This window comes from Nonomuraea turkmeniaca (assembly GCF_005889735.1).
Classification (GTDB): Bacteria; Actinomycetota; Actinomycetes; order Streptosporangiales; family Streptosporangiaceae; genus Nonomuraea; species Nonomuraea turkmeniaca.
In genome coordinates this window covers 1-24,652 of record NZ_VCKY01000154.1, presented here as the reverse complement: position 1 = coordinate 24,652, position 24,652 = coordinate 1, and the positions used below count along the sequence as shown (strand labels likewise).

The 24,652-nt window shown below is 69.8% G+C and carries 19 protein-coding genes; 9 read left to right on the top strand and 10 right to left on the bottom strand.

Annotated features, from left to right (window positions below; translation table 11 throughout):
- Positions 1-1,946, bottom strand: a 1,946-nt coding sequence (locus tag ETD86_RS35500; protein WP_138671017.1) for a bifunctional acetate--CoA ligase family protein/GNAT family N-acetyltransferase, incomplete at its 3' end; no start/stop codon positions are given.
- A 169-nt stretch (positions 1,947-2,115) separates the two neighbouring features.
- Between ETD86_RS35500 and ETD86_RS35495 the strand changes: the two genes are divergently transcribed.
- Positions 2,116-3,009 carry a carbohydrate kinase family protein gene (locus ETD86_RS35495; RefSeq protein ID WP_138671016.1) on the top strand — a complete coding sequence of 298 codons (894 nt, stop codon included), beginning with the start codon at positions 2,116-2,118 and terminating at the stop codon, positions 3,007-3,009.
- Between the two features lie 102 nt (positions 3,010-3,111).
- Here ETD86_RS35495 and ETD86_RS35490 read toward each other — a convergent pair whose 3' ends face one another.
- Both ETD86_RS35490 and ETD86_RS35485 read right to left on the bottom strand, forming a co-directional pair.
- Entirely contained in the window at positions 3,112-5,235 is a 2,124-nt protein-coding gene (locus ETD86_RS35490; protein ID WP_170223433.1) for a RecQ family ATP-dependent DNA helicase, read from the bottom strand.
- 289 nt (positions 5,236-5,524) lie between these two features.
- On the bottom strand, positions 5,525-6,349 hold the full coding sequence (locus tag ETD86_RS35485; protein WP_138671015.1) for a TauD/TfdA dioxygenase family protein: 825 nt from the start codon (positions 6,347-6,349) through the stop codon (positions 5,525-5,527).
- A 432-nt stretch (positions 6,350-6,781) separates the two neighbouring features.
- Between ETD86_RS35485 and ETD86_RS35480 the strand changes: the two genes are divergently transcribed.
- Entirely contained in the window at positions 6,782-9,301 is a 2,520-nt protein-coding gene (locus ETD86_RS35480; RefSeq protein ID WP_138671014.1) for a DNA gyrase/topoisomerase IV subunit A, read from the top strand.
- A gap of 521 nt (positions 9,302-9,822) precedes the next feature.
- Here the strand turns inward: ETD86_RS35480 and ETD86_RS35475 are convergent.
- A complete protein-coding gene (locus ETD86_RS35475; RefSeq protein ID WP_425465677.1) occupies positions 9,823-10,197 on the bottom strand; it encodes a VOC family protein in 375 nt (124 codons plus the stop codon).
- 39 nt (positions 10,198-10,236) lie between these two features.
- Between ETD86_RS35475 and ETD86_RS35470 the strand changes: the two genes are divergently transcribed.
- Positions 10,237-10,800 (top strand): thioredoxin family protein, encoded by a 564-nt coding sequence (locus ETD86_RS35470; RefSeq protein WP_138671013.1) that lies wholly within the window; start codon positions 10,237-10,239, stop codon positions 10,798-10,800.
- A gap of 450 nt (positions 10,801-11,250) precedes the next feature.
- Here ETD86_RS35470 and ETD86_RS35465 read toward each other — a convergent pair whose 3' ends face one another.
- Positions 11,251-11,568 (bottom strand): hypothetical protein, encoded by a 318-nt coding sequence (locus ETD86_RS35465; RefSeq protein ID WP_138671012.1) that lies wholly within the window; start codon positions 11,566-11,568, stop codon positions 11,251-11,253.
- Between the two features lie 193 nt (positions 11,569-11,761).
- Between ETD86_RS35465 and ETD86_RS35460 the strand changes: the two genes are divergently transcribed.
- The gene (locus tag ETD86_RS35460; RefSeq protein WP_138671011.1) at positions 11,762-12,256 is read left to right on the top strand and encodes a beta-class carbonic anhydrase; all 495 of its coding nucleotides are present in this window, start codon (positions 11,762-11,764) and stop codon (positions 12,254-12,256) included.
- A 301-nt stretch (positions 12,257-12,557) separates the two neighbouring features.
- Here the strand turns inward: ETD86_RS35460 and ETD86_RS35455 are convergent, their stop codons facing one another.
- Positions 12,558-14,624 (bottom strand): DNA gyrase/topoisomerase IV subunit B, encoded by a 2,067-nt coding sequence (locus tag ETD86_RS35455; protein WP_138671010.1) that lies wholly within the window; start codon positions 14,622-14,624, stop codon positions 12,558-12,560.
- Between the two features lie 249 nt (positions 14,625-14,873).
- Between ETD86_RS35455 and ETD86_RS35450 the strand changes: the two genes are divergently transcribed.
- Positions 14,874-15,104: a DUF7455 domain-containing protein gene (locus ETD86_RS35450; protein WP_138671009.1), complete on the top strand. Its 231-nt coding sequence runs from the start codon at positions 14,874-14,876 to the stop codon at positions 15,102-15,104.
- A gap of 249 nt (positions 15,105-15,353) precedes the next feature.
- On the opposite strand, the gene ETD86_RS35445 is transcribed toward ETD86_RS35450, so the two are convergent.
- A complete protein-coding gene (locus ETD86_RS35445) occupies positions 15,354-16,055 on the bottom strand; it encodes a GNAT family N-acetyltransferase (protein ID WP_138671008.1) in 702 nt (233 codons plus the stop codon).
- 354 nt (positions 16,056-16,409) lie between these two features.
- Here ETD86_RS35445 and ETD86_RS35440 point away from each other — a divergent pair, with 354 nt between their 5' ends.
- On the top strand, positions 16,410-17,156 hold the full coding sequence (locus tag ETD86_RS35440; protein ID WP_138671007.1) for a YaaA family protein: 747 nt from the start codon (positions 16,410-16,412) through the stop codon (positions 17,154-17,156).
- Between the two features lie 194 nt (positions 17,157-17,350).
- Here ETD86_RS35440 and ETD86_RS35435 read toward each other — a convergent pair whose 3' ends face one another.
- From ETD86_RS35435 to ETD86_RS35425, 3 genes are all read right to left on the bottom strand, one after another.
- Positions 17,351-18,973 (bottom strand): RNA polymerase sigma factor, encoded by a 1,623-nt coding sequence (locus ETD86_RS35435; protein ID WP_138671006.1) that lies wholly within the window; start codon positions 18,971-18,973, stop codon positions 17,351-17,353.
- Positions 18,974-19,215: 242 nt separating this feature from the next.
- Positions 19,216-21,309 carry a SpoIIE family protein phosphatase gene (locus ETD86_RS35430; RefSeq protein ID WP_138671005.1) on the bottom strand — a complete coding sequence of 698 codons (2,094 nt, stop codon included), beginning with the start codon at positions 21,307-21,309 and terminating at the stop codon, positions 19,216-19,218.
- Positions 21,310-21,526: 217 nt separating this feature from the next.
- Positions 21,527-22,096, bottom strand: a complete 570-nt coding sequence (locus ETD86_RS35425) for an HhH-GPD-type base excision DNA repair protein (RefSeq protein ID WP_138671004.1) — start codon at positions 22,094-22,096, stop codon at positions 21,527-21,529.
- Between the two features lie 154 nt (positions 22,097-22,250).
- Between ETD86_RS35425 and ETD86_RS35420 the strand changes: the two genes are divergently transcribed.
- The 3 genes from ETD86_RS35420 to ETD86_RS35410 form a co-directional block, all read left to right on the top strand.
- Positions 22,251-22,475 (top strand): hypothetical protein, encoded by a 225-nt coding sequence (locus tag ETD86_RS35420; RefSeq protein ID WP_127935328.1) that lies wholly within the window; start codon positions 22,251-22,253, stop codon positions 22,473-22,475.
- 331 nt (positions 22,476-22,806) lie between these two features.
- Complete coding sequence (locus ETD86_RS35415; RefSeq protein WP_246148687.1) at positions 22,807-24,297, top strand: hypothetical protein; 1,491 nt, start codon at positions 22,807-22,809, stop codon at positions 24,295-24,297.
- A gap of 12 nt (positions 24,298-24,309) precedes the next feature.
- Positions 24,310-24,652 (top strand): acyl-CoA thioesterase domain-containing protein (locus tag ETD86_RS35410; protein WP_138671003.1); only part of this gene is annotated, 343 nt, incomplete at its 3' end.

Sequence of the window (24,652 nt, the reverse complement as noted above, 5' to 3'; positions counted from 1 at the left end):
GGGCCGGCCGCCAGGAGGGTGTGGACCAGGGTGCCGGCGCGGTCGGTGTCTATGACGTCGAGCTCCTGTGGAGGCAACGCGGGCTGGGCGCGCCACGTCGCGTACCGGACCACGTGGGCCAGCGCCCGGACCGCCTCCTCAGGGGCCGCGTACGAGGGGATGGACCCACGCCCGGACACGCCCTCCAGCCGCAGCGCCGGATGCATGCCCAGATGGCCGCGGAACGTCGTCACCACCGGCTTGGGGACGTCCTTCGAGACCCGCAGCAGCTCGGCCGCCACCGCCTCCGTGTCACCGGGCAGGGGCGGCATGTAGATCACGACGGCGGCGTCCACGTCGGGCGAGGCGAGCTCGCCGGCGAGACCCGTGCCGAACTCGGCGGCCCCCGCTGCGGGCCCCAGGTTGACCGGCGGCCGGGGCTCGAGCCCGGCGGCGCGGCAGACGTCGGCGGCGAGCAGGCCGAGCGCGTCGGAGTTGGTCACGAGCGCGACCCTGGGCCCGGCCGGAAGCGGCTGGTACGCCAGCAGCTGCCCCACATCGAACAGCTGGATGAGGTCGTCCACCCGGATCAGCCCGGCCTGCGCGAACAGAGAACTGACCGCGGAGTCCGGCAGCCCGAGCTCCTCCGCGGAGTGCCCTGACGGGGTGCCGCCGCTCTTGACCACCACGATCGGCTTGCACCGCGCGATGCGCCGGGCCAGCCGGGTGAACTTGCGCGGATTGCCCAGCGACTCCAGGTAGAGCAGGATCACCTCGGTCGCGTCGTCCTCCTCCCAGTACTGCAGGAGGTCGTTGCCGGAGACGTCGGCCCGGTTGCCCGCGGAGACGAACGACGAGATGCCCATGCCGCGCTGCGCCACCCGCTGCAGCAACGCGGTGCCGAGCGCGCCCGACTGGCTGAAGAAGCCGACCCTGCCCTGACCCGGCACAGTGGCGGCGAGCGTGGCGTTGAGCCGGACGGCCGGGTCGGTGTTGGCGATGCCGAGGCAGTTGGGGCCGACCACGCGCAGGCCATAGGAACGGGCGATGCGGGCCAGCTCGTCCTGCCTGGCCCGGCCGGGCGCGCCCGTCTCGCCGAACCCCGAGGAGACCACGACCAGCCCGTGCACGCCCTTCTCCGCGCACTCCTTCACCACGTCGATCACGCTCTCGGCGGGCACCGCCACCACGGCCAGGTCCACGTCGCCGTCGATGGCGGTGACGCTCGGGTAGGCGCGCACGCCCGCCACCGCCCGCACCTCCCGGTGCACGGGGTAGACGGGCCCGGTGAAGTCGGCGGCCAGCAGGTGGCGCAGGACGGTCTGGCCGACACCGCCCGGCTCGCGGGAGGCGCCGATGACCGCGACCGAGCCGGGGGTGAGCAGCCTGGCGATGGACCGGGACTCGGCCCGGTGCTCACGGGCCGCCGTCACCTCGGCGGAGGTCTCGGTGGGAGTCAGATCGAGCGTCATGCGTACGACGCCGTCGGCGAACTGGCTCTGGGCCGTGTAACCGGCCTGGCGCAGCACGCCCATCATGCGCATGTTGGCGGGCAGGACGTCGGCGATGAAGCGCTCGATGCCGTGCTCGCGGGCGGTGGCGGCCAGGTGCTCCAGGAGCACGGAGGCCACTCCCCTGCCCTGGTGGGCGTCCTCGACGAGGAAGGCCACCTCGGCCTCACCAGGACCGGTGCGGTCGTAGCGGATGACGGCGACCATCTCGGTGCCGATGGTGGCGATCAGGGCGACCCTGTTGACGTAGTCGACGTTCGTGAACCGCTCGACGTCGCGGTCGGACAGCCGGGGCCGCGGCCCGAAGAACCGGAAATAGATCGACTCGTCTGACAGTCTCGAGTAAAAGGAACGGAGGCGGTCCGCGTCGGCGGGCCGGATCGGGCGTACGTGAGCGGTGCCGCCGTCGGCCAGGACGACGTCGGCCTCCCAGTGAGCCGGATATTGTGCCTCCACAGCATCGAGCGTAAACCCGCATCCCACATGCCAAGACCGGGAGCCCCTGTTGGGCAACGCTTGTGCATCGACTCCAGCCCGGTGTCATGGGTCCGCCCCACGAGCAGCCCGGAAGCTGTTAGTTTTGCCGTGGCCAGGCTCGTTCTGAAGGCAGCAAGGTGGTGACATCATGACGCGGGTCGTCGTGGTGGGCGATCTCATGACCGACGCGGTCGCGCGCGCCCGTTATGCGCTCGCCAGGGCGAGCGACACCCCGGCGATCGTGACGATGCACGGCGGCGGCTCGGGGGCGAACATCGCCTCGTGGCTCGCCGTCGAAGGTGCCGAGGTGGCCTTCATCGGCCGCAGAGGCGCCGACATCACCGGGCGAAACCGCGACATGGAGCTGATGGGCTACGGCGTGGACGCCCGGCTCGTCATGGACCCCGAGCGGCCCACGGGCACCTGCGTGGTGCTCGTCACGCACAAGGGCGAGCGCACCATGCTCTCCGACCCGGGCGCCAACGCCGCGCTGTCGCCGGAGGACCTGCCGCGCGACCTGTTCACGTCGGGCTCGCACCTGCACCTGTCCGGCTACACGCTGATCAACGAGGGCTCGCGTGACGCCGGCCTCGCGGCGCTCGACATGGCCAGGCGCGGCGGGATGTCGATCTCGGTGGACTGTGCCTCGTCCGCGCCGCTCGAGCGCACCGGGGCCGAGCCGTTCCTGGAGTGGACCAACGGCGCCAAGCTGCTGTTCGCCAACACCGACCAGGCGAAGGTGCTGACCGGCCGCGACGACCCGGAGGCCGCGGCCAAGGTGCTGACGGCGTGGTTCCCCCAGGTCGTGATCAAGCAGAACGCCGAGGGCGCGCTGTGGTTCAGCAACGGCCGCCCCGAGCCGGTCCACGTGGCCGCCGAGCCGGTCGACAAGATCGTTGACGGCACGGGGGCGGGCGACGCGTTCTCCGCCGGCTTCCTGCCCGCCTGGCTGGAGGGCAAGCCGCCGGCCGAGGCGCTGGCCTCGGGATGCCGGCTGGCGGCCAAGGCGATCATGCATCTGGGCGCTCGCCCGCCCTTCTAGGCCGGCGTAACCGAGTCACGGCGTTACGACTGCGCGGCCAGAACGCCACGAACGTCCACATCAGCCCGATCTTCGGCGACGACGCCCGGCTGACGACGGACGTCAGCTGACGGTCGCCAGGGCCAGCGGCAGCACGGCCGGCGCGCCGGCATGCCGGACGAGGGCTGCGGCCAGCGTCATCGTCCACCCGGTGTCGACACGATCGTCCACGAGCAGCACCGGCCCGCCGCACTGGGCGATCGAGACGCTCAGCTCCTTGGGCATGGCGAGCGTCCCCCTGACCGCCTGCACCCGCTTGGCGCTGTTGAACTGCTGCCCCGGCGACCCCGCCCGATAGCCCAGCTCCCCGAGGTACGTCAGCCGCCCGACCTGCGCCAGCCGCTCGGCGAACGAGTGCACGAGCTTCGGGCGTGACGCGGAAGGAACGTTGACCACGGCCACGGGTCGCTCACGCCAGTCCCAGGCGGACAGCACCCGCACCACGGCCGCGAACATGTCGTCCGCCATCGGCCCGTCGTCGCCGTGGAACAACTCCCGCAGCCGGTTGCCCCACCCGATGTCGGTCAGCCGCCCGAGCGCCCTGCCCGGCTCCGCGCCCAGCTCGGGCTTGATCCGCCCGGACAGGTCGGGCAGGCCGGTCGGCCACTGTCTGCGGGCCTCGATCTCGACGCCGGGCCTGCTCAGCCGCTCGCGTGCGCTCTCCACGGCCGGCGCGGCGATCTCCTGCGAGCGGTGCCGGCCCGTGCAGTTGTCGCAGCGGCCACAGGGCTGGGCGGCCTCGTCGTCAAGGTGCCTGCGCAGGTACTGCTCCCTGCACTCGGTCGTGGTCAGGTAGCCGAGCATGGCCTCCTGCTCGGAGCTGCGCTCGGCGGCGATGCGGGTGTAGCGCTCGGTGTCGTACGCCCACGGCTCCCCTGTGGCCTCCCAGCCGCCCTTGACCCGCCGGACGGCGCCGTCCACGTCGAGGACCTTGAGCATCATCTCCAGGCGGCTGCGGCTCAGGTCGACGGCGGTCTCGAGCGCCGGGGTCGACATGAGGCCGCGTTCTTCGAGGGTCTGCAGCGTGGCGCGGACGACGGGCTCGGGCGGGAACGCCAGCGAGGCGAAATAGGCCCAGATGTCGCGGTCCTCGACGCCGGGCAGCAGGATCACCTCGGCCCGCTCCACCCCACGCCCGGCCCGGCCGACCTGCTGGTAGTAGGCCACCGGCGACTGCGGGGCCCCAACGTGCACGACGAATCCCAGGTCGGGCTTGTCGAAGCCCATCCCTAGCGCGCTCGTCGCCACCAACGCCTTGATCTTGTTGCCGAGCAGCGCCTCCTCGGCGGCCAGTCGCTCGGCCGGGTCGGTCTGGCCCGAGTAGGCGGCCACCTCGTGCCCCTGTTCACGCAGGTAGCCGGCGATCTCGTGGGCGGCGGCCACGGTCAGCGTGTAGACGATGCCGGAGCCGGGCAACTCGCGCAGCGTCTGGGCCAGCCACGCCAGCCGCTGCTCGGCCGTGGGCAGGCGTACGACGGACAGATGCAGGCTGTCGCGCTCCAGCGGCCCGCGCAACACGAGCGTGTCCTCCCCCTCAGGCCGCAGCTCCCGGAGCTCGGCGGGAAGGCGCATCTGCTCGGCCACGTCACGGGTGACGCGCGCGTTCGCGGTGGCGGTGGTGGCCAGGACGGGGATGCCGGGCGGGAGATCCTCGAACAGCCGCGCCAGCCTCCGGTAGTCGGGCCTGAAGTCGTGACCCCAGTCGGAGATGCAGTGCGCCTCGTCGACCACCACGAGCCCGGCGCTCTCGGCCAGCTCGGGCAGCACGTTGTCGCGGAAGTCCGGGTTGTTGAGCCGCTCGGGGCTGACCAGCAGCACGTCCACCATGCCGTCGGCCACCTGGCCGTAGATCTCCTCCCAGGCCTCCGGGTTGGCAGAGTTGATCGTGACGGCCCTGATGCCGGCCCGCTCGGCGGCGGCGATCTGGTTGCGCATCAGGGCCAGCAGCGGCGAGACGATGACCGTGGGACCCTCGCCCAACTCCCGCAGGAGCGCGGTGGCCACGAAGTAGACGGCCGACTTGCCCCAGCCGGTGCGCTGCACGACGAGCACCCTGCGCCGGTCCACGACCAGCGCCTCGATGGCGGCCCACTGGTCCTCACGGAGCACGGCGTGGTCACCTGCCAGCGCCCGCAGTCGCTCCTCGGCCTCTTCCCGCAACATCCCGGCATCGGGGGCGTCAATCATGCCTCCCTTGTTACCAGCTTTCCCGCCGCGAGCGCGCCACCCCGTCGGGATCGGCTTCTCCACCGAGGGCGCGCCACCCCGTAGGGATCGGCTTTCCCCTCACCCTGGCGCGCCTCTTGAACACCCATCCTGTACGGCTCCGCCGACGGGGCTCCACCCGCCGCACGGGGCCGGGCCCCGTCCAGGGGAACGCTCCTCCGGTTCACGGGGCCGGGCGCCGTGACGTGCGTCCTGTGGGCCGGCCCCGTGGTGAATCGCCGGCCGGGGCCGTACTGGGCCGAGACGGGGCTCATGACGGGTCGGCGTGCTCCGGGAAGGCGTTGATCGTGACCCGGTGCATGCGGCGGCGTTCCGTGTAGTCCGCCACCGCGTAGTGCTGGGTCGGCCGGTTGTCCCAGAACGCCAGCGTGCCGGGCGCCCATTTGAGGCGGCACTGGTACTCCGGCGAGCGGATGTGGTCGATCAGCAGCGGCAGCAGCGCCTCGTTCTCGCGGTCCGACAGCCCGACCAGGCGGGTGGTCGAGGATCGGTTCACGAAGAGGGCCTTCCTGCCCGTCTCCGCGTGCACGCGCACCACCGGGCGCTCGATCGGCGGCCACTTGGCCTGGACCTCCGCCAGGTCGAACGGGTGCCCCTTCGCGATCGCCTTCTTCATCGACATCGTGATGTCGTGCACGGCCGTCAGCTCGTCGCACAACCGCTGCAGCGGCGGGGACAGCGACTCGTAGGCCAGGTACGTGTTCGCCCAGCACGTGTCGCCGCCCACGCTGGGCAACTGGACGCAGCGCAGCAGGGAGCCCATGGGCGGCGTGGGCTCGAAGGTGTTGTCGCTGTGCCACTCGTCGGCGCCCTCGCTCTTGGGCGAGGTCTGGTCGAGCACGTGGATGGGGCTGGCGGAGTCCTTCTTGAACGCCGGATGGTTGAGTGTGCCGAAGTTCAGGGCGAACTGCAGGTGCTGCTCGTCGTCGATCTGCTGGTCGCGGAAGAACAGCACGAGGTGCTTGAGCCAGCCCTCCCGCAGAGTCGCGACCTCTTCCTGCGACAGCGGCTTGCGCAGATCGACCCCGGTGACCTCGGCGCCGATGTGCTTGGTCACGGGATGGAACTCGATCATGACGCCTCCGGAGACAGGTGGAAACCCACGCTCCGAACGTACGACCCAAGCAATTGCTTGGTCAAGGAGCTGAGAGAAAGCCCCGCCGCGATCGAACAAGCATGCGATAATTGGTGCGGATCGAGTAGCATCTGGTTCCGGCGCAAGGTCGGCGTGATCGACGAGGAGGGTGCCCGCGCCATCATGGATATGCCACAGGGGACCCGGGTCGTGCCATCATCTCCAGGGGCGAACACGTCCGAACCCATACCGGTCGCGTGACCGTACACGCCTCCGGCCGTCATCGCATCGCGACCGGGACAGGTGACGTCGACGCCTCACAGGCCGATCTGACGCTTCTTCAGCGCGCTGACGGCTACGGTTACAGCACAAGAGCAGAAGGAGGATGCGCTTCCCCTCGGCGCGACGGTCGAGGTAGCCGCGCAGCACAAGATGGCCCGACGTACGACTGCACCCCCGCCTGAGGACTTCGAGGAGCGGATCGTCGACATCGACGTCTCCTCGGAAATGCGCACGAGCTTTCTCGAGTACGCCTACTCGGTGATCTACCAGCGGGCCTTGCCCGACGCGCGTGACGGCCTCAAGCCCGTGCAGCGGCGCATCCTTTACTCCATGAGCGAGATGGGCCTGCGCCCCGATCGCGGGCACGTCAAGTCCTCGCGCGTCGTCGGCGACGTCATGGGCAAGCTGCACCCGCACGGCGACTCCGCCATCTACGACGCGCTGGTGCGGCTGGCGCAGCCGTTCTCCATGCGGCTGCCGCTGGTGGACGGGCACGGCAACTTCGGCTCGCCCGACGACCTGCCCGCCGCCATGCGGTACACCGAGGCCAGGCTGGCCCCGGCGGCCATGCTCATGGTGGAGTCGCTCGACGAGGAGACCGTCGACTTCAAGCCCAACTACGACGGGCAGGAGACCGAGCCCGTCGTCATGCCGTCGGCGTTCCCCAACCTACTGGTCAACGGCACGAGCGGCATCGCGGTCGGCATGGCGACCAACATGGCGCCGCACAACCTCACCGAGGTCGTGGCGGCCGCCCGGCACCTGATCAAGAAGCCGGACGCGACGCTGGACGAGCTGATGAGGTTCGTGCCCGGTCCGGACCTGCCGACCGGTGGCTCGATCATCGGGCTGCAGGGGGTGCGGGACGCGTACGAGACCGGGCGTGGCACGTTCCGGATGCGGGCCAAGTGCACCGTCGAGCAGATCACCCCGCGCCGCAAGGGCATCATCGTCACCGAGCTGCCCTACAACGTCGGCCCGGAGCGCGTCGTCACCAAGATCAAGGAGCTGGTGACCTCCAAGAAGCTGCAGGGCATCGCCGACCTGAAGGACCTCACCGACCGGCACAAGGGCCTGCGGCTGGTCATCGAGATCAAGAACGGCTTCATCCCCGAGGCCGTCCTCGAGGAGCTCTACCGGCTGACGCCGATGGAGGAGACGTTCGGCATCAACAACGTCGCCCTGGTGGACGGCGAGCCGCGTACGCTCGGCCTGCGCGAGCTGCTGCAGGTCTACGTCGACCACCGGCTCGAGGTCGTGCGCCGCAGGTCCGAATACCGGCGCCGCAAGCGGGAGGAGCGCCTCCACCTGGTGGACGGCCTCATCATCGCGCTGCTCAACATCGACGAGGTCATCCAGGTCATCCGCGCCTCCGACGACTCGGCGCAGGCGCGGACGCGGCTGATGGACGTGTTCGACCTGACCGAGATCCAGGCCGCCTACATCCTCGACACGCCGCTGCGCCGCCTGACCCGCTTCGACAAGCTGGAGCTGGACCGGGAGAAGGAGACGCTGAGCGACGAGATCGCCAAGCTGACCGAGATCCTGTCTTCGGAGGCCAAGCTGCGCCAGGTCGTCTCGGGTGAGCTGGCCGAGGTGGCCAAGAAGTACGGCACGCCGCGCCGCACGGTCCTGCTGGAGTCGCCCGGCGTGGCCCGCACCCCCGTCGCCTCGCTCCAGGTAGCCGACGATCCGTGCGTGGCGCTGCTGTCGTCGACCGGCCTGCTGGCCCGCACCGCCAACGCCGAGCCGCTGCCGGGCGAGGGCGAGCGTGCGGCGCACGACGTGCTGATATCGGCGGTCCGGACGTCGGTACGCGGCGAGGTCGGCGTGGTCACCTCGCTGGGCCGGTTGATCCGGGTCCAGGTCGTGGACCTGCCGACACTGCCGCCCTCGGCCAACCCGCCGTCGTTGTCCGGCGGTCACCCGGTCTCCGAGTACGTCTCGCTGCAGCCCGACGAGAAGGTCGTCGGGCTGGGGTCGCTGGATCCCGACGGGCCCGGGCTGGCGCTGGGCACGGCGCAGGGCGTGGTCAAGCGGGTGGTGCCCGACTACCCGGCCAACCGCGACGACTTCGAGGTGATCACGTTGAAGGACGGCGACAGCGTGGTGGGCGCGGTCGAGCTGGTGTCCGAGTCGCATGATCTGGTGTTCATCGCCTCCAACGCCCAGCTGCTCCGTTTCCCGGCCTCGGTGGTGCGCCCGCAGGGGCGGCCGGCGGGCGGCATGGCGGGCATCCGGCTGGAGGACGGGGCCAGGGTGATCTGGTTCGGTGTGGTCGATCCTGGGGTGCCCGGGCACGTCGTCACGGTCGCCGGGTCGTCGACGGCGTTGCCGGGGACGCAGGTGGGCGGAGGCAAGGTGTCCGACTTCGCCGAGTTCCCCGCCAAGGGCCGGGCCACCGGTGGCGTGCGGGCGCAGCGGTTCTTGAAGGGCGAGGACGAGTTGCTGCTGGCGTGGGCCGGTCCCGCACCGGCCAAGGCCGTGTCGGGAGTGGGCAAGCCGGTGCCGTTGCCGGAGGAGATCGGGCGGCGGGACGGCTCGGGCGTGCGCCTGACACACACCATCGGCGCCATCGGCGGCGCCATCGCCTCCGGACCCGAGGCTCTCGCACCTTCGGCCGAAGGGCCGGCGGTGACGCCTCCCGAAGACGACCAGACCTCGCTCTAGGCCTGGGTTCTCCTGGGCGCACTGCATACGACCGCACCCCGATCCGGCTCCCGGACGGGGCGCGGGCCACCGGGGAGCGCCCTCTCCTACCCGGGAGGCACCGTGTTCCGATCCCACAGGGGCAAGAGCACCGCTCGGGAGGTGAGACCCCACCGGCGCCCCCGTAGCACCTCACGCCGCGCCGGTGCGTGTCGCGCGACGACCGCTGGGGCCGCGCGTACGACCCGCTGTTCCCGTAACGCTCGAAGAGCGACGCCTTGGCCGTGGACGACGCCGTCGTGTCGGTGGCCAGGGACGTCGCCCCAGAGCGCGGGCAAGCGACCCGACCTGCAGGCGGCGGCCGATCACGAGCCGGCGGCCGGCAACCTCAGGAGGGCCGTGGACCTCCTGGCCCAGGTGGCCCGCTGACATTTGCCGGCCCTGGCAAGTCGCGACGGGCTGACCCCACCCGCCGATCCGTCCCGGCGGGAAGCCGGTCACGTCCGGGAAAGGCGGGTCAGTCCCGGCTAGACAGGCCCTGGTCAGTCCCGGCAGAGGCAGAAGGTGTGCCCGGCCGGGTCGAGGAACACCCGGAAGTTGTCGTCCTCGCTGGGCTGGTGCTCGTGCTTGACCGCGCCGATCTCGAGCGCGCGCTTCTCCGCCTCCTCGATGTCGGCCACGCGAAGGTCGAGGTGGAGCTGCTGCGGCCGCTCGGGGTCGGGCCAGGTCGGCCGCCGGAAGTCGGTCGCGAGCTGGAACGCCAGCCGCCTCGGCGGCCCGCCGTCCGTCACCACCACCCAGTCGTCCTCGACCGACGTGATCGGCCAGCCCAGCAACCGGGAGTAGAACTCCGCGAGCCCTTTCGGGTCGGGCGTGTCGAGTACGACGCTCCGGAATTCCGCGATGCCGCTCATCATCTACCTTTCTCGGAGTGTGCGGTTGAGAGAATGGATGCCATGGCTGTCAACTCGTTCATGGTTCCGCTCGGCGCTCCCGCGCCCCACTTCGATCTCACCGCCATCGACGGCGGCAGCGTCTCGCTGGAAGACCTCAAGGACTCTCCCGCCACGCTGGTGGTCTTCCTCTCCAACCACTGCCCGTACGTGCGGCACATCGAGAAGGGCCTCGGCGCGCTGGCCGCGGACTACGGCGCCAGGCTGTCGATCGTCGCCATCTGCAGCAACGACAGCGTGAACTACCCCGACGACGATCCCACACACCTGGCCGAGCAGGCGGCAAGGGCGGGCTTCACGTTCCCGTACCTGCTGGACGACACCCAGGAGGTCGCCAAGGCGTACAGGGCAGCATGCACGCCCGACTTCTTCCTGTACGACTCCCAGCTCAGGCTCGTCTACCGGGGAGAGTTCGACGGGTCCCGCCCGGGCAGCTCGGTGCCGGTGACCGGCTCGTCGCTGCGGGCGGCCATCGACGCCCTGCTGGAGAGCGGCGAGGTGCCCGCCGAGCAGAACCCGTCGCTCGGCTGCGGCATCAAATGGAAGCCGGGCAACGAGCCGTCCTGAGGACTGACGGGAGGCGAGTCCTCCGGAACCATGCTCAGCCGGACGCCACGAACGGTGCCGGGCCTTCCCGCCTTCGCGCCACATCCGACGCCCACGGAACGTGTCCACGGTCCCGGATACGGCGGCGGGGCCCACCCCAAGGGCGTCCGGTGGAGCCTGAACGGTCCGATGCCCCAAGATCGCTCGGATCACGCGGCAGCGCCGCTCGCCACCTGATCAGTGCCGCTGGGCGCGCCTGCTCGCCGCCCCTCGCCATGCCAACAGGCCATCGCCACTGACGTGCCAACAGACCATCGCCGCTGACGTGCCAACAGACCATCGCCGCTGATGCGCCCGCATAAAGGACACCCTTGCTACACCGGGCACCCGTTGACCGTCCGCGTCCGCGATACCGGCGAGCGCGGGGATTGACTATGTCCGCGGTACCGGCCGGCCGCAGTCCTCGACCGCTTACCGGGCGGAGGCGGTGATCGCGGTCGGGAGCGCGAGGAGGAGTTCGTGCGGCTCGCCGCCCTGCCAGTGCCGGATCAGCCGAGTGCCCGCCTCCCCAGGATCGAACCCCTCGCACCCCAGAGGCCCGAAGCAGCCCGCCTGGTCCAGCATCAGGATGAGCGGGTCGTCATCGGGCAGGCTGGCGGCGTAGGAGGCGGTGTCGAGGAGGGCCAGCGCGCACCTGGCGTTGCGGCCGTCGTCGTTGGACTCCACGCGGTCCAAGCGGCGCCGGGCTTGGGCGCGGAGATACGCGGCGAGCGATTCGGACCTGGTCACGACTAAACCTTCTTCGATCACGTACATGCGGCTACGACATCATCACGCATGGTGATGTGTTTTCGTGGGACGTTTGCCAAGTCCGGCGTATGCGAGTCTCACTGTTTGCCTGGGGATTCGCGGACATTCCGGGAATACCCTGGCGCCACCCCCGACAGCGGCCATCTTTGGGGGTGCTGTCATCATCTGGGACATGAGTGTGTTCGACGACCTGTATGCCGCCAACGCCAAGTTTGCAAAGAACTTCGGTAGCTCTGAGCTCACCGGCCGGGCAGCCCGCGGGCTGGCAGTCGTGACCTGCATGGACTCGCGCATAGACCCGCTCGGCCTGCTGGGACTGCAGGCGGGCGACGCCAAGATTCTCCGCAACGCCGGCGCCCGCGTGACGGATGACGTGCTGCGTACGCTGGTGCTGGCCGTCTACCTGCTCGGCGTCGAGCGCGTGCTGGTCATGCCGCACACGGACTGCGGCATGGCCAAAGTGACGGACTCGGACGTGCACGCTCTCACCAGCGAGCGTGGGGTGGACACCCGCAGCCTGGAGTTCCATACGGTGCCCGACCAGTACGAGGCGCTGCGCCACGATCTGACCCGGATCCGGACCAGCCCGTTCCTGCCCGCGGACATGCCGGTGGCCGGCGCGGTCTACGACGTCCGGACGGGCCGCCTGAGCTCCTCCGAGTTCTAGGGCATACCTGGAGCCCAGGACGACACGGCGGCGCTGATGGCCGTCACGGGCGCCATGGAGCCCGTCATCGTCGCCGCCACCTCGAACACGTCCAGCCGGCTTCTAGGCGCCGCTCGGATGGGCTCCCGCGCCCGCTCATATGCCCGCCTATGTTTGGGCCCGTTTGGCCTCTGCCCAACCCTCAGGGGCCTCTACGGCCCCTCCGTGCTCATGCGGGCCGCACGGCGGTCCGGATGAGCGCCGCACGGCGCTCATCCGGACCGTACGGCGCTCATCCGGACCGGACGGCGCCAGAGGGCTGCTAGGCGTCGATGTGGTCGCGGTCGACCTCGGCGGCGCTGTTGACGATGAACTCCCGCCGCGGCGCCACGTCGCTCCCCATGAGCAGGTTGAAGATGCCCTCGGCACCTTCGGCGTCCTCGATCCGCACCCGGCGCAGGATCCGGTGCCGCGGGTCCATCGTCGTCTCGGCCAGTTGGTCGGCGTCCATCTCGCCCAGACCCTTGTAACGCTGCACCGGGTCCTTCCACCGCTTGCCGCGCCGCTCCAGGTCTCGCAGCACCCTCTGCAGCTCGGCGTCGGAGTAGCAGTAGATGTACTTCTCCTTGCCCTTGCCAGGGTTGGTGAGCTCGATGCGGTGCAGCGGCGGCACGGCCGCGAACACCCGCCCGGCCTCCACCATCGGGCGCATGTAGCGGTGGAAGAGGGTCAGCAGCAGGCAGCGGATGTGGGCGCCGTCCACGTCGGCGTCGGCCATGAGGATGACCTTGCCGTAGCGGGCGGCCTCGATGTCGAACGAACGGCCGGAGCCGGCGCCGACGACCTGGATGATGGCCGCGCACTCGGCATTCTTGAGCATGTCGCTCACGGACGCCTTCTGCACGTTGAGGATCTTGCCCCGGATCGGCAGCAGAGCCTGGAACTCCGAGTCGCGGGCCAGCTTGGCCGTGCCCAGCGCCGAGTCTCCCTCGACGATGAACAGCTCGCTGCGGTCCACGCCGTCGCTGCGGCAGTCGACCAGCTTGGCGGGCAGCGCGGAGCTTTCCAGCGCTGTCTTGCGCCGCTGGTTGTCGCGGTGCTCCCGGGCCGCGATGCGGGCCTTGGCCGCGGCCACGATCTTCTCCAGAACCGCCCGCAGCGGCTGCTTGTAGCCGCGCGGCGGATTGGTGAAGATCTCCTTGAGCTCGCGCGAGACGACATGGGAGACGATGCGGGTGGCCGCCGAGGTGCCCAGCACCTCCTTGGTCTGCCCCTCGAACTGCGGCTCGGGCACCCGGACCGTGACCACGCCCGTCAGGCCTTCGGAGATGTCGTCCTTGGTGACGGGGTCATCACCGTTCTTCAGCAGGCGGGTCTCGCGCAGCAGCTCGTTGACCGTACGCATCAGGCCGCGCTCGAACCCGGTCAGGTGGGTGCCGCCCTTGGGGGTGGCGATCACGTTGACGAACGACCGCACGGTGGACTCGTAGCCCTTGCCCCAGCGGATCGCCACGTCCACGCTCAGCTCGCGCTGCACCTCGGTGGGCGTCATGTGGCCCTGGTCGTCGAGGACCGGCACGGTCTCGTGGAAGTGGCCCACGCCCTGCAGCCGCAGCACGTCGCAGACGGGCTCGTCGCGGGCCAGGAACTCGGTGAACTCGGAGATGCCGCCGTCGAAGCGGAACTCCTCCTCGACGCGCTCCTCATGCCTGCTGTCGTAGACGGCCAGGGTCAGCCCGGGAACCAGGAACGCGGTCTGCCGCAGGCGCACGTGGATCTCATCCATCGAGACCTCGGCGTCGGGCAGGAAGATCTGCTTGTCGGCCCAGAAGCGCACCCGGGTGCCGGTGACCTTGCGCGGGAGCGTGGCGCCGATCCGCAGCCCGGACTTCTTCTTGAACTTCGCGGTCGGCCCGTCACCGTCGAAGATCCCGGTGACGCCGCGCCGAAAGCTGATCTCGTGAACGCGGCCGTCCCTGTCCACCTCGACGTCGAGCCTCGCCGACAGGGCGTTGACCACGGACGCGCCGACGCCGTGCAGGCCGCCGGAGGCGCCGTAGGAGCCGCCGCCGAACTTGCCGCCCGCGTGCAGCTTGGTGTAGACGAGCTCCACGCCGGCCAGGCCGGACTTGGGCTCGACGTCGACCGGGATGCCGCGGCCGTTGTCGCGGACCTCGATGGAACCGTCGGCGTAGAGCTCGACTTCGATCCGGTCGCAGTGCCCCGCCAGCGCCTCGTCGACGCCGTTGTCCACGATCTCCCAGAGGCAGTGCATGAGCCCGCGACTGTCGGTGGATCCGATGTACATGCCCGGGCGCTTGCGGACAGCCTCGAGGCCCTCAAGCACCGACAGGTGACGAGCCGTGTAACCCGCCTCCACTAGCGTCACTCCAGCTCCCCTGGTCCCTTAGCATCGAACACGTGTGCGTAGCTTACCGTTCTTCCCTTACGCACGCGTACAAGCTTGCCACGGCGTCACGTTTGCCGTTACCAACCGGCTGATCATCATTACTTTCGGACACATTCTGCTCTGGGCGTAGAGACGGGGAGGTTGGGAAGGTCCACGTCCGGTTAGATGTTGTTCCAAGTGACTGACGCCAGATCCTCGCTTCGGCGGGGGTGACCCGAAAGGCGATACGTGACTGGAGCTCTCGCCCCCGTTAAGCCGCTGACGGCCCTCGACCGCTGCGACCGCTGCGGCGCCCAGGCCTACATTCGCGCAACCCTGCCTGTAGGCGGGGAGCTGCTGTTCTGCGCCCACCACGGGCGTCAGCACGTGGCGGCGCTGCGCGAAAAGGGCGCCGACATCCTGGACGAGTCGGCTCGCCTCAGCAAGACCCCTACGAATGCCGCCAACGACGAGCGTTGACCCAGCGCTGGTCGTGATGAGATAACCACATATTGCGTGACAGGACGGCGACCCCAGGCATGCCCGGGGTCGCCGTCCTGCTTAAGACAAGACACCCGGGTCCTGTTTAAGACACCTGGCGGATCCTGCTTAGGACGCGGCGGGTCCTGCTTAAGACACCAGCGTGTCCTGCCTAGGAAGCGACGGTTGCGCCAGGAGTGCGGCGGATGCTGCGTACAGGTCCAGCGGGTCCTGTACAGAGTCCGACGGTCAGCACACCCGATAGTGATACCGCCCCGCGATCTCGAACCCCTCGCGGCGATACAGCGCCTGAGCGGCGGTGTTGGGCGCGGTGGTGACCAGGTATGCGGAGTCCGCCCCCGCGTGTCGCACCAGCGCCCTCAGCACCGTACGCGCCAGCCCTCGGCGGCGCGCCTCCGGCCGGGTGGCCATGCAGTAGATCCCGAGCGTGTCGCCCTGCGGCACGGCCCGCCCGACGGCGAGCGCCACACCGTCCTCCTCGTACGCCCCATACCAGGCCGGCACACCGGTACAGATGCGCTCCGCTTCCTTGAGCCCACTGCCGTACCGCCCGTCCACGGCCCACCACGTCTCGAGCCACCCGGCCCATGGCTGCTCCTCGACCCTGACCCGCTCGTGGCTTCCATCGGGGCGGAGGGAGCCGGCCGCCATGACGAGCGTCGGGTCGACCAGTCCGTAGCCCCTGGCCTCCAGCTCCTCATCCAGCCCAGGCGCGGCCCCGATCCCCACCGAGAAGACACACCGCAGCCCACGCTCCCGGTAAAACCGCTCAGCCGCCGCGATGGCACCACCGAGATCAGCCGGCCGTTCGAGAGGCAGCACGGAATTGGCCCGCTTGGTCACGCCCCCGGCATAGCGCAACACCCATCCGTCGTGAACACACTGCTCATAGGCAGGCCACGCCTCGTGCACAAGCAAGTCGAAATCCACCTGCGCAGCCTAGCCACCCCCACATGCCCTCATGACCCATCCCCCACGGCCAGGGCCAGGGCTTCGGCGAAGCAGTCGGCCCACATCTCGCCGTAACGGCGGCTCGCCGGTGAACGAGTCAGAAGCGTCTCCCTGGACAGACCCCAGCCCCGGTCGGCGTGTGGAGCCAACTCGGCCCGCCGTAAAACATGGAGGACAGTGCCCCGGACGGCGCCCGCAGCCCGCTCCGCCCGCCATAAAACATGAACGACAGCGCCCCGACGGCGCCCGCAGCCCGCTCGGCCCGCCGTAAAACATGAACGACAGCGCCCCGGGCGGCGGAGAGCAGCGAGACGGCCCCATAGGGTGATGGGCGTGTTGATTGTGTTGCCGCCGTCGGAGGGCAAGGCCTCCGAGGGGAGCGGTCCGCCCGTTGTGCAGCTGTCCTTCCCGTCGCTCGACAAGCCGCGCAAGCGGGTGCAGACCGCACTGGTCCGGGCTTCCAAGCGCCGCGACGCCCTCGGCGTGCTCGGCCTGACCCCAGGCCTGGCCGCCGAACTGGCCAAGAACACGGCGCTGACGACGGCCGCGACACTCCCCGCCGCCGACCTCTACACCGGTGTGCTCTACGACAACCTCGGCCTGAACACGTTGGATCCCGACGCGAGGAGCCGGGCGGCCGAGTCAGTCGTGATCTTCTCTGGCCTGTGGGGCGTGGTGCGGATCGACGACCGGATCCCGCCGTACCGCCTCTCGATGGGCGTCAATCTGCCGCCGCTGGGTGGGCTGGCCGCGTTCTGGCGTCCCCAGATAGCCAAGGCACTGGATCGGATCCCAGGCCTGGTGGTGGACCTGCGGTCGGCCACGTACGCGGCCGCCTGGCAGCCGGGTGAGCGCTCGGTGACGGTACGGGTGTTCAGAGACGGCAAGGTCGTCAGCCACATGGCCAAGGCCACCCGCGGCGAGATCGCCCGAGCCCTCCTGCAATTGGACGCCGCCCCGGCCGCCCCCGACGAACTGGCGAAGACCCTGGACGCCCTGGGCTACACCGTGGCGCTGACGGCCCCATCACGCGCGAACCGCCCGTGGACGCTGGACGTGCACGTCACCGACCCCTCCTGAGCCCCGGCAAAGACGCCACACCAAGAGGCCCACACAAAGAGGCCCGCACAAGCACGCCCGAGCAAAGGCGCCCGCCCGAGGACGCCCGAGCAAAGGCCCTCACTCGAGGACGCGCAGGCAAGCACGCCGGCAAAGACGCCCGACGCAGAAGGGGCCCCGCACGGACATCCGTGCGGGGCCCCTTCTGAGCCGGGTCAGTCCAGGTAGTCGCGGAGCACCTGGGACCGGGACGGGTGGCGCAGCTTGGACATGGTCTTGGACTCGATCTGGCGAATGCGCTCACGGGTCACCCCGTAAACCTTGCCGATCTCGTCCAGCGTCTTGGGCTGCCCATCGGTGAGACCGAAGCGCATCGACACGACGCCCGCCTCCCGCTCCGACAACGTGTCGAGAACGGAGTGCAGCTGCTCCTGGAGCAGCGTGAAGCTGACGGCGTCGGCCGGAACGATGGCCTCGGAGTCCTCGATGAGGTCGCCGAACTCGCTGTCGCCCTCCTCGCCCAGTGGCGTGTGGAGTGAGATGGGCTCGCGACCGTACTTCTGGACCTCGACGACCTTCTCGGGCGTCATGTCCAGCTCGCGGGCCAGCTCTTCCGGCGTGGGCTCGCGGCCCAGGTCCTGCAGCATCTGCCGCTGGACGCGGGCCAGCTTGTTGATCACTTCGACCATGTGGACCGGGATGCGGATGGTCCGCGCCTGGTCGGCCATGGCACGCGTGATCGCCTGCCGGATCCACCACGTGGCGTAGGTGGAGAACTTGTAGCCCTTGGTGTAGTCGAACTTCTCCACGGCCCTGATCAGGCCCAGGTTGCCTTCCTGGATCAGGTCGAGGAACAGCATGCCGCGGCCGGTGTAGCGCTTGGCCAGCGAGACCACGAGCCGGAGGTTGGCCTCCAGCAGGTGGTTCTTGGCCCGGCGGCCGTCCTCGGCGATCCACTCCAGCTCGGCCCGGACGTCGACCGGCAGGGCCTCGGTCTCGGTGCTGCCCAGCTGCTCCTCGGCGAACAGACCCGCCTCGATGCGCTTGGCCAGCTCGACCTCCTGCTCGGCGTTGAGCAGGGGGACCTTGCCGATCTGCTTGAGGTAGTCCTTGACCGGGTCGGCGGTGGCGCCGGCGGCGGCGACCTGCGCGACCGGAGCGTCATCGTCGTCGTCGGACAGGATGAGGACCTCGTCCTCACTCTTCTCCGTCACCGCGACCTCGGCGGGCTTGGGCTCCTCCTCGGTCTCGTCGTCACCGTCGGAGTCGGAGTCCGCGTCGGAGTCGGCCACGGCGACGATGTCCTCGTCGTCGACCTCGATCTCCTCCAGGTCCTCCAGCTCCACGTCGCCGTCGAGCTCGATGTCCTCGTCGTCCGCGTCGGCCTCGGCGGCCTTCGGCTTGGTCTCGGCAGGCCCAGCGTCCTTCGGCTCGGCCTTCTTGGCCGCCGGAGCGGCCTTCTTCGCGGGGGCCGCCTTCTTGGCGGCCGGCTCGGCTTCTGCGGCGCCCACGACCGCGGTCACGGTCTCGGGCTGCTGCTCTTTGGCGGCTGCCGCCGTCTTGGTCTTGACGGGGGCGGCGGTGCGGCGCTTTGCTGGACCACGAGACTTCTTCGGCGCAGCCGAATCCGCGGCGGTCACCACCACGGTCACGCCCTCTTTACTGAGGTTCCGCAAGAACGCGGCGGCGTGCGACATGGGGATGTCCGCCTCCTCGAAGGCCTGACGGACATCCTCAGACTCGAGGAAACCCTGCGAGCGCCCACGCTCGAGCAGTCGCTGAATGACGGGCTCGTTCAGCTCTTGTGGCTTCGAGCGAGTCGAACTTGCAGGCGACACGAACACCTCTCGAACGAACGCGTGGCGACAATGGACCCAGATGCCCGCTGGGGGGCTGCTCCCTCTCTCGGAGATCGGTCAGGCCGTGCGGACCGCGACGGACCTGCACAGCATTGTGGCATGACCCCGCACTCCATACGGCCACCTCCCGGCGGTTGACCTCCACCCTAGGCCGACCGAGACAGTAGTGCGTACGTAAGCGGGGCACTGATACCCGAAAGCAACCGTTATGACTGTTTCATTCAGTCACTCTTCGTGGCTGGCGGGACGTGAATTGCTAGCGCAGTAACGTCATCATCCTGTTCATATCCAGACAACATCCGGTCAACCAGGAAGTCCAGCAACATGTGCGGACTACTTACGACCTCAGGTGGCGCTTCGGTCACAACACTGCAAAGCTCGGCGAGTCCGGCATCCAGCCCGCGCTTCCTGTTCTCCACGAGACCGTCGGAGTAGAGCACGGCGGTATGGCCGGGCGGCACCACGAATCGGAACTGCCTTCGGCTGGTCGGCCAGCCTAGCGGAGTGCCAGGCTCGGCGTCGCACAGGATCGCCGTGCCCTGCGGAGAGACCAGAACGGGCGGCGGGTGGCCGGCCAAGGCCAGCGTGCCCTCACCGGTCACAGGCTCCACGACCATGTAGGCCAGGGTCGTGACCTGCTCCTCCTCCTCGGTGGCCTCGAAGACGCGGTCCAGCCCCGTGAGCACGGCCGCGGGCGGCGGGTTGGTCAGCGCCAGCGCCCGCATGGCGTTGCGGATGCGGCCCATGCCCGCCGCGGCCTTGACGCCCTTGCCCATGACGTCGCCCACGACGGCCGCCACACGCCCGTCCTGGAGCACGAACGCGTCGTACCAGTCACCGCCCACCTGGACGTGCCGGCTGCCCGAGCGGAAGCGCTGGGCCAGCACCAGGCCCTTGACCACGGGCAGGCGGTCGGGCAGCAGGCTGCGCTGGAGCGTCTCGGCGGTGCGGTGCTCACGCTCGAACAGAGTGGCCCGCTCGACCGCCAGCGCGCACTGGCCGGCCAGCGCCTCCAGGAAGACGCCGTCCTCCTGGGAGATCTTCACGGGCCGGGTGAAGGAGAATCGGAGCGCTCCCAGCGCCCGCCCGGCGGCCAGCAACGGCAGGCCGACCCAGGCTCGCTCGTCGCTGTTGGCGAGGTAGTTGGCCAGGACCTTCTCGTCGCCGCCGGCCTCGAGCAGCTGTGCCTTGAGGCTGTCGGGCGACTCGGCGAACACGGGCCTGCGGCTGTTGACGGCCATGGTCATGACGCTGGAGCTGGACAGCGGGATCTCCTCGCCGAAGGCGCCGGACGCCTCGGGGATGCCCTCGCCGTTGATCAACTTGAGCGCCGCGCGGTCGGTGTCGAGCAGCGCCACCGCCGAGCGGTCGGCGGCCAGGGCGGTGCGGCCCACGTCGATGATGACCTGCACCACCTGCTCGACCGTCAGCGCCTCGGCCAGCATGGCGGTGGCGCCCTGCAGCCTGGCGGTGCGCAGGGCCGCGGCGCCGAGCTGGTCGGTCAGCCTGCCGCGCATCTCCTCGGCCTCACGCTGCGGCGTGACGTCGGTGTTGGCGCCGACCCACTCCACGACCCTGCCGTGCCTGATGATCGGCACGGCCCGCACCTCGAAGTGGCGGTAGCCGCTGGCCCGGGTGCGCACCCGGTAGTTCCACTCGAACATGGTGCGCCCGCGCAGCGCCTCCCGCCAGGCCTCCTCGGTCTGCTGGCGCTCCTCGGGGTGCACGACCTCCAGCCAGCCGTTGGCGAGGTATTCCTCCAGGCCCTGGCCGGTGATGGCGCGCCACTGCGGCGCGTCCTCCATGACCGCGCCGGTGGGCGAGGTGATCCAGACCAGCTGCGACTGCGCCTCCACAAGCGAGCGGTAGCGCTCCTCGCTGCGGCGCAGCGCCTCCTCGGTCTGGCGGCTCTCGGTCACGTCGAGGCCCACCAGCGCGATCGCGCGCAGCTCGCCCGCCTCGTCGTGGACCGGCGAGAACGACAACGACCAGTGCCTGGTGTCGCCCTCCGCCGAGCGCACGCGTACGCGCCCCTCGGTGACCGGCGCGTCCGTCTCGATGACGGCCTGCACGGCGTGCGTGATGATCTGGCTGAGGTCGGCGGCGAGCACCTCGACGGGCTGCCTGCCCATCATGCGATCGGCGGGCACGGCGACGACGTCGCAGAAGACGTCGTTGACCCGCTGGACGCGGGTGTCGCCGTCGAAGAACGCGAAGGCGAACTCGGCCTCCGACAGCAAGCCCTGGAAGAGGGCGGAGTCTGAGATGTCCACATCCGACTCCCGGGGACGGGGAACGGAGGTCTCGGCGCTCATGGTCGGCACCTCCGTCGCGTGCCAGGGTCTCCCACGCGGCACATCTCCATAGTCGTGTATCGGCGTAGCGCAGCTCCGGGCGACCGGATTCTGCAGTACATCATCGGCGATGGGCATGTGCGGACGGAAGCCCCCGCCGCGGCCCGGTCGCCTCTAAGGTCAACGCATCCTGTCAAAATCGCTCCACGTCGCGCAGCAAGATCAGGTTACAGCGCAGCTACTCGGCCTTCGCCGCGCGCTTGGCCTCTTGCTTGGCGGCACGCACGCGGACCAGGCTCTCGGCGTCGACGACGTCGGCGACCGATCGGTGTGACCCCTCCTCGCCGTAGGCTCCGGCTGCCTCACGCCAGCCTGATGGCTGGACCCCCAACTGCTTCCCCAGCAATGCCAAAAAAATCTGGGCCTTCTGCTTGCCGTATCCCGGAAGGGCCATGAGTCGTTTCAGCAACTCTTTGCCATCCGCCGCATCCGCCCAGAGCTTCTCCGGCTGCCCGTCGTAGTGCTCGACGAGGTAGGCCGCGAGCTGCTGGACCCTGGCCGCCATAGACTTCGGGTAGCGGTGCACGGCCGGCTTCTCGGCGAGCAGCGCGGCGAACGCCTCAGGATCATACGAGGCTATCTCCGCGGCCGTGAGGTCGTGCCCCAGCCGCTGCGAGATGGTGTGCGGCCCCGTGAACGCCCACTCCATGGGGATCTGCTGGTCGAGGAGCATGCCGACGAGCAGGGCCAGCGGGCTGCGGCCGAGGAGCTCGTCTGCCTCGCTTTGCTGGGCGAGCTGGATGCGCATGGAGACAGCTTCGCATGAATGGGCACCCGGTGATGTGAACACAGCCGCCGAGGAGGCTTGACACTCGCCGGAGAAAAGGTGAAATGAGAGCGCAAGTCGCCCTGCAGACATTCCTGGGGGTTTGCCCCTGGGCCTCCAGAGGAATCTCACATCTATGCTCGCTCTGGCCACACGGTTCCTGCGGGAGCCGGTCAGTCTCAGGCTGGCCGAAGAGTTCCTGACCGTGCCCGTGGACACGATCGACCGCTGTGTCGCGGATGTGTGCGCGTGCACGCAGCATCTGGGCATCTCCGCGACGCCCGAGATCGTGGAACGCATCGCGCGAGAGCACCTGCTCGCGATCGTCAACTCGGCGCCTCCGCCGCGCGGCCTGCGATAGCCGCGCCGCGGCACCGATGGCGGCGCCTGACCCGGCGCGCCTTCAGCCTGGTGCGCCTTCAGCCCGGTGTGCCTTAGCACAGCACGCCGCGGTGCACAGCGCCCGTCGTGCGCCTCCTGCACGACCCATCGTGCGCCTCCGGCACGACCCATCGTGCGCCTCCGGCACGACCCATCGCGCGGCTCCGGCAGGACGGGACCCCTATAACATCGGGGTTACCAGGCCGAGAATCTCCGCACCGTTTGCGCCTGGAATACGAGAGAGTGAGGGTGTGCGCCGACACCGACGAGATCCCCGGGAGAGCACCCCGCCGGACGACGTGTTCAAGGAGATGGTGCAGGCGGCCCGCGAGCTGCTCGCCGTACGCACCCCTCTTGACGCGGAGCTGATGGTCTCCGACATGATCGGAGCCTGGTGGGGCAGGCGGGTCAGGGGCGGCGACGTGGAGCAGGTGCTCGGCGAGGGACTCGTCGACTACGCCGCCAAGGCCGGCACGCCGGCCTCGCTGACGTTGCTCATCTGCCTGGCCTATCTGGGCACCGCCCGCCAGGGCGCCAAGGCCGAGGGCGCGGCGCTGGCGATGATGGAGTCCGGGGTGGCCAGGCCCGGCTGGGCCGACAAGGTCGGCGCCGTCAAGCCCGCAGGCTGCTACGTCTCGCGCGACGCCTACGGCGACCAGGACACGGTGATCTGCACCTTCGCCTACCGCTGGAACGAAACATCCCAGCCGACGGACCGGCACGCGCTCGTCATGGTCGTCGACTACAACATGAGCGGCATGGCCCGCGACGCCTGGGTCTCCTCCCAGGTCGACAAGCTCCTGGAGCAGGCCAAGGCCGAGGCGGCGGGCAACCCGATGCTGCTGTTCGAGGAGATCCAGCCCGAGCAGGCCAGGGCGCTGCTGGAGTCGGCGATGAAGGCCACCATCGAGCCCAAGACCCCGCCCCCGGTGAGCGACAGCTACAGCGCCTACCACGCCTTCGCCCGCGCCCGGATCAAGGCGCTGCCGCCGGGCCGCAAGCGCCCCGCCCCGCTTCACATCGAGGCCCCCTACAGCCGCGAGCGGCGGGCCATGCTGGCGGCGGAGTTCCTGGCGTCGGACGCGGCCGAGCACTTGTCCGACCCGTCGGCGGCCTCGCGGTGCGCCGACCACATCATCGACTACGGCTGCGAGCAGGACTTCAACCGGCCGCTGCGGGTCAGCCCGACCAAGTGCGAGACGTTCCTGCTGGACTGGCTGCCGCGCAAGGTGATGCTGAGCGCGGCCGAGCAGGAGGCGATGCCGCACGTGCTGTCGGCGTGGGTGCGCTTCGCCGCGCACCGCACGAGCCTGCCCGAGCAGGGGCTCAAGGCCACGCTGGACGCGGTGTGGGAGGCCACGGGCAAGTTCCCCGAGGCGTATCGGGATCCGACGTCGTTCGGGCTCGACCGGGTGCTGCTCGAGCGGCTGCTGCCGGACGGCGACCTGTCGGCGCTGGCCAGGCGGGTCTTCGCGTTCCCCTATCTGCAGGGCACGCACAACGGCATCGAGCTCGACCGGCTCAACCCGGCCGACGAGGCGGACCGGCGTACGCTGCTCGAGATCGACCACGGCGGCGCGATCGACCAGGAGCACCTGGCCTGGCACGAGGAGATCGCCACCCGGATGTGGGAGGGCGACCCGCCGCAGTTGTGGGAGGCCGCGCAGCGCCTGCTCGACCTCGGCCACGACCGGCACGACGTGCTCCACGTGCTGATCGAGATCGCCGAGCGGATCGGCGGCGACCCTGACGAGCTCGCCGCCGCCCTCGACGACATCGCCGACATCCCTGACGAAATCTAGAATCTCTCTTCCATGTCGATGTACGCCCGCCTGGCCCAGGGCCGCTACCTGGCGTCGGAGCACACGCAGGGCCCCTGGGACCCGGCCACCCAGCACATGGGCCCGGTCACCGCGCTCATCGTCCACGAGCTGGCCCGTACCGCGCCGCGCCCGGGATTGGAGCTGTCCAGACTGGTCGTGGACGTGTTCGCGCCGGTGCCCGTGGCCGAGCTGGAGATCGCGACGGACGTGGTGCGCGACGGCAAACGGGTGCAGTGCCTCACGGCGAGCGTGTCGTCCGGCGGCCGCGAGTACGCCAGGGCGAGCGCCTGGCGCATCCGCGGGGACGCCACGCCCGCGACGCCGGTCCCCGGCC

Coding starts and splice junctions, on each gene's coding strand:
- ETD86_RS35420 (WP_127935328.1), top strand. CDS start 22,251: ATGCTCGCTCTGGCCACACGGTTCCTGCGGGAGCCGGTCAGTCTCAGG.
- ETD86_RS35480 (WP_138671014.1), top strand. CDS start 6,782: ATGGCCCGACGTACGACTGCACCCCCGCCTGAGGACTTCGAGGAGCGG.
- ETD86_RS35425 (WP_138671004.1), bottom strand. CDS start 22,096: ATGCGCATCCAGCTCGCCCAGCAAAGCGAGGCAGACGAGCTCCTCGGC.
- ETD86_RS35470 (WP_138671013.1), top strand. CDS start 10,237: ATGGCTGTCAACTCGTTCATGGTTCCGCTCGGCGCTCCCGCGCCCCAC.
- ETD86_RS35460 (WP_138671011.1), top strand. CDS start 11,762: ATGAGTGTGTTCGACGACCTGTATGCCGCCAACGCCAAGTTTGCAAAG.
- ETD86_RS35495 (WP_138671016.1), top strand. CDS start 2,116: ATGACGCGGGTCGTCGTGGTGGGCGATCTCATGACCGACGCGGTCGCG.
- ETD86_RS35430 (WP_138671005.1), bottom strand. CDS start 21,309: ATGAGCGCCGAGACCTCCGTTCCCCGTCCCCGGGAGTCGGATGTGGAC.
- ETD86_RS35490 (WP_170223433.1), bottom strand. CDS start 5,235: ATGATTGACGCCCCCGATGCCGGGATGTTGCGGGAAGAGGCCGAGGAG.
- ETD86_RS35485 (WP_138671015.1), bottom strand. CDS start 6,349: ATGATCGAGTTCCATCCCGTGACCAAGCACATCGGCGCCGAGGTCACC.
- ETD86_RS35415 (WP_246148687.1), top strand. CDS start 22,807: ATGGTGCAGGCGGCCCGCGAGCTGCTCGCCGTACGCACCCCTCTTGAC.
- ETD86_RS35475 (WP_425465677.1), bottom strand. CDS start 10,197: ATGATGAGCGGCATCGCGGAATTCCGGAGCGTCGTACTCGACACGCCC.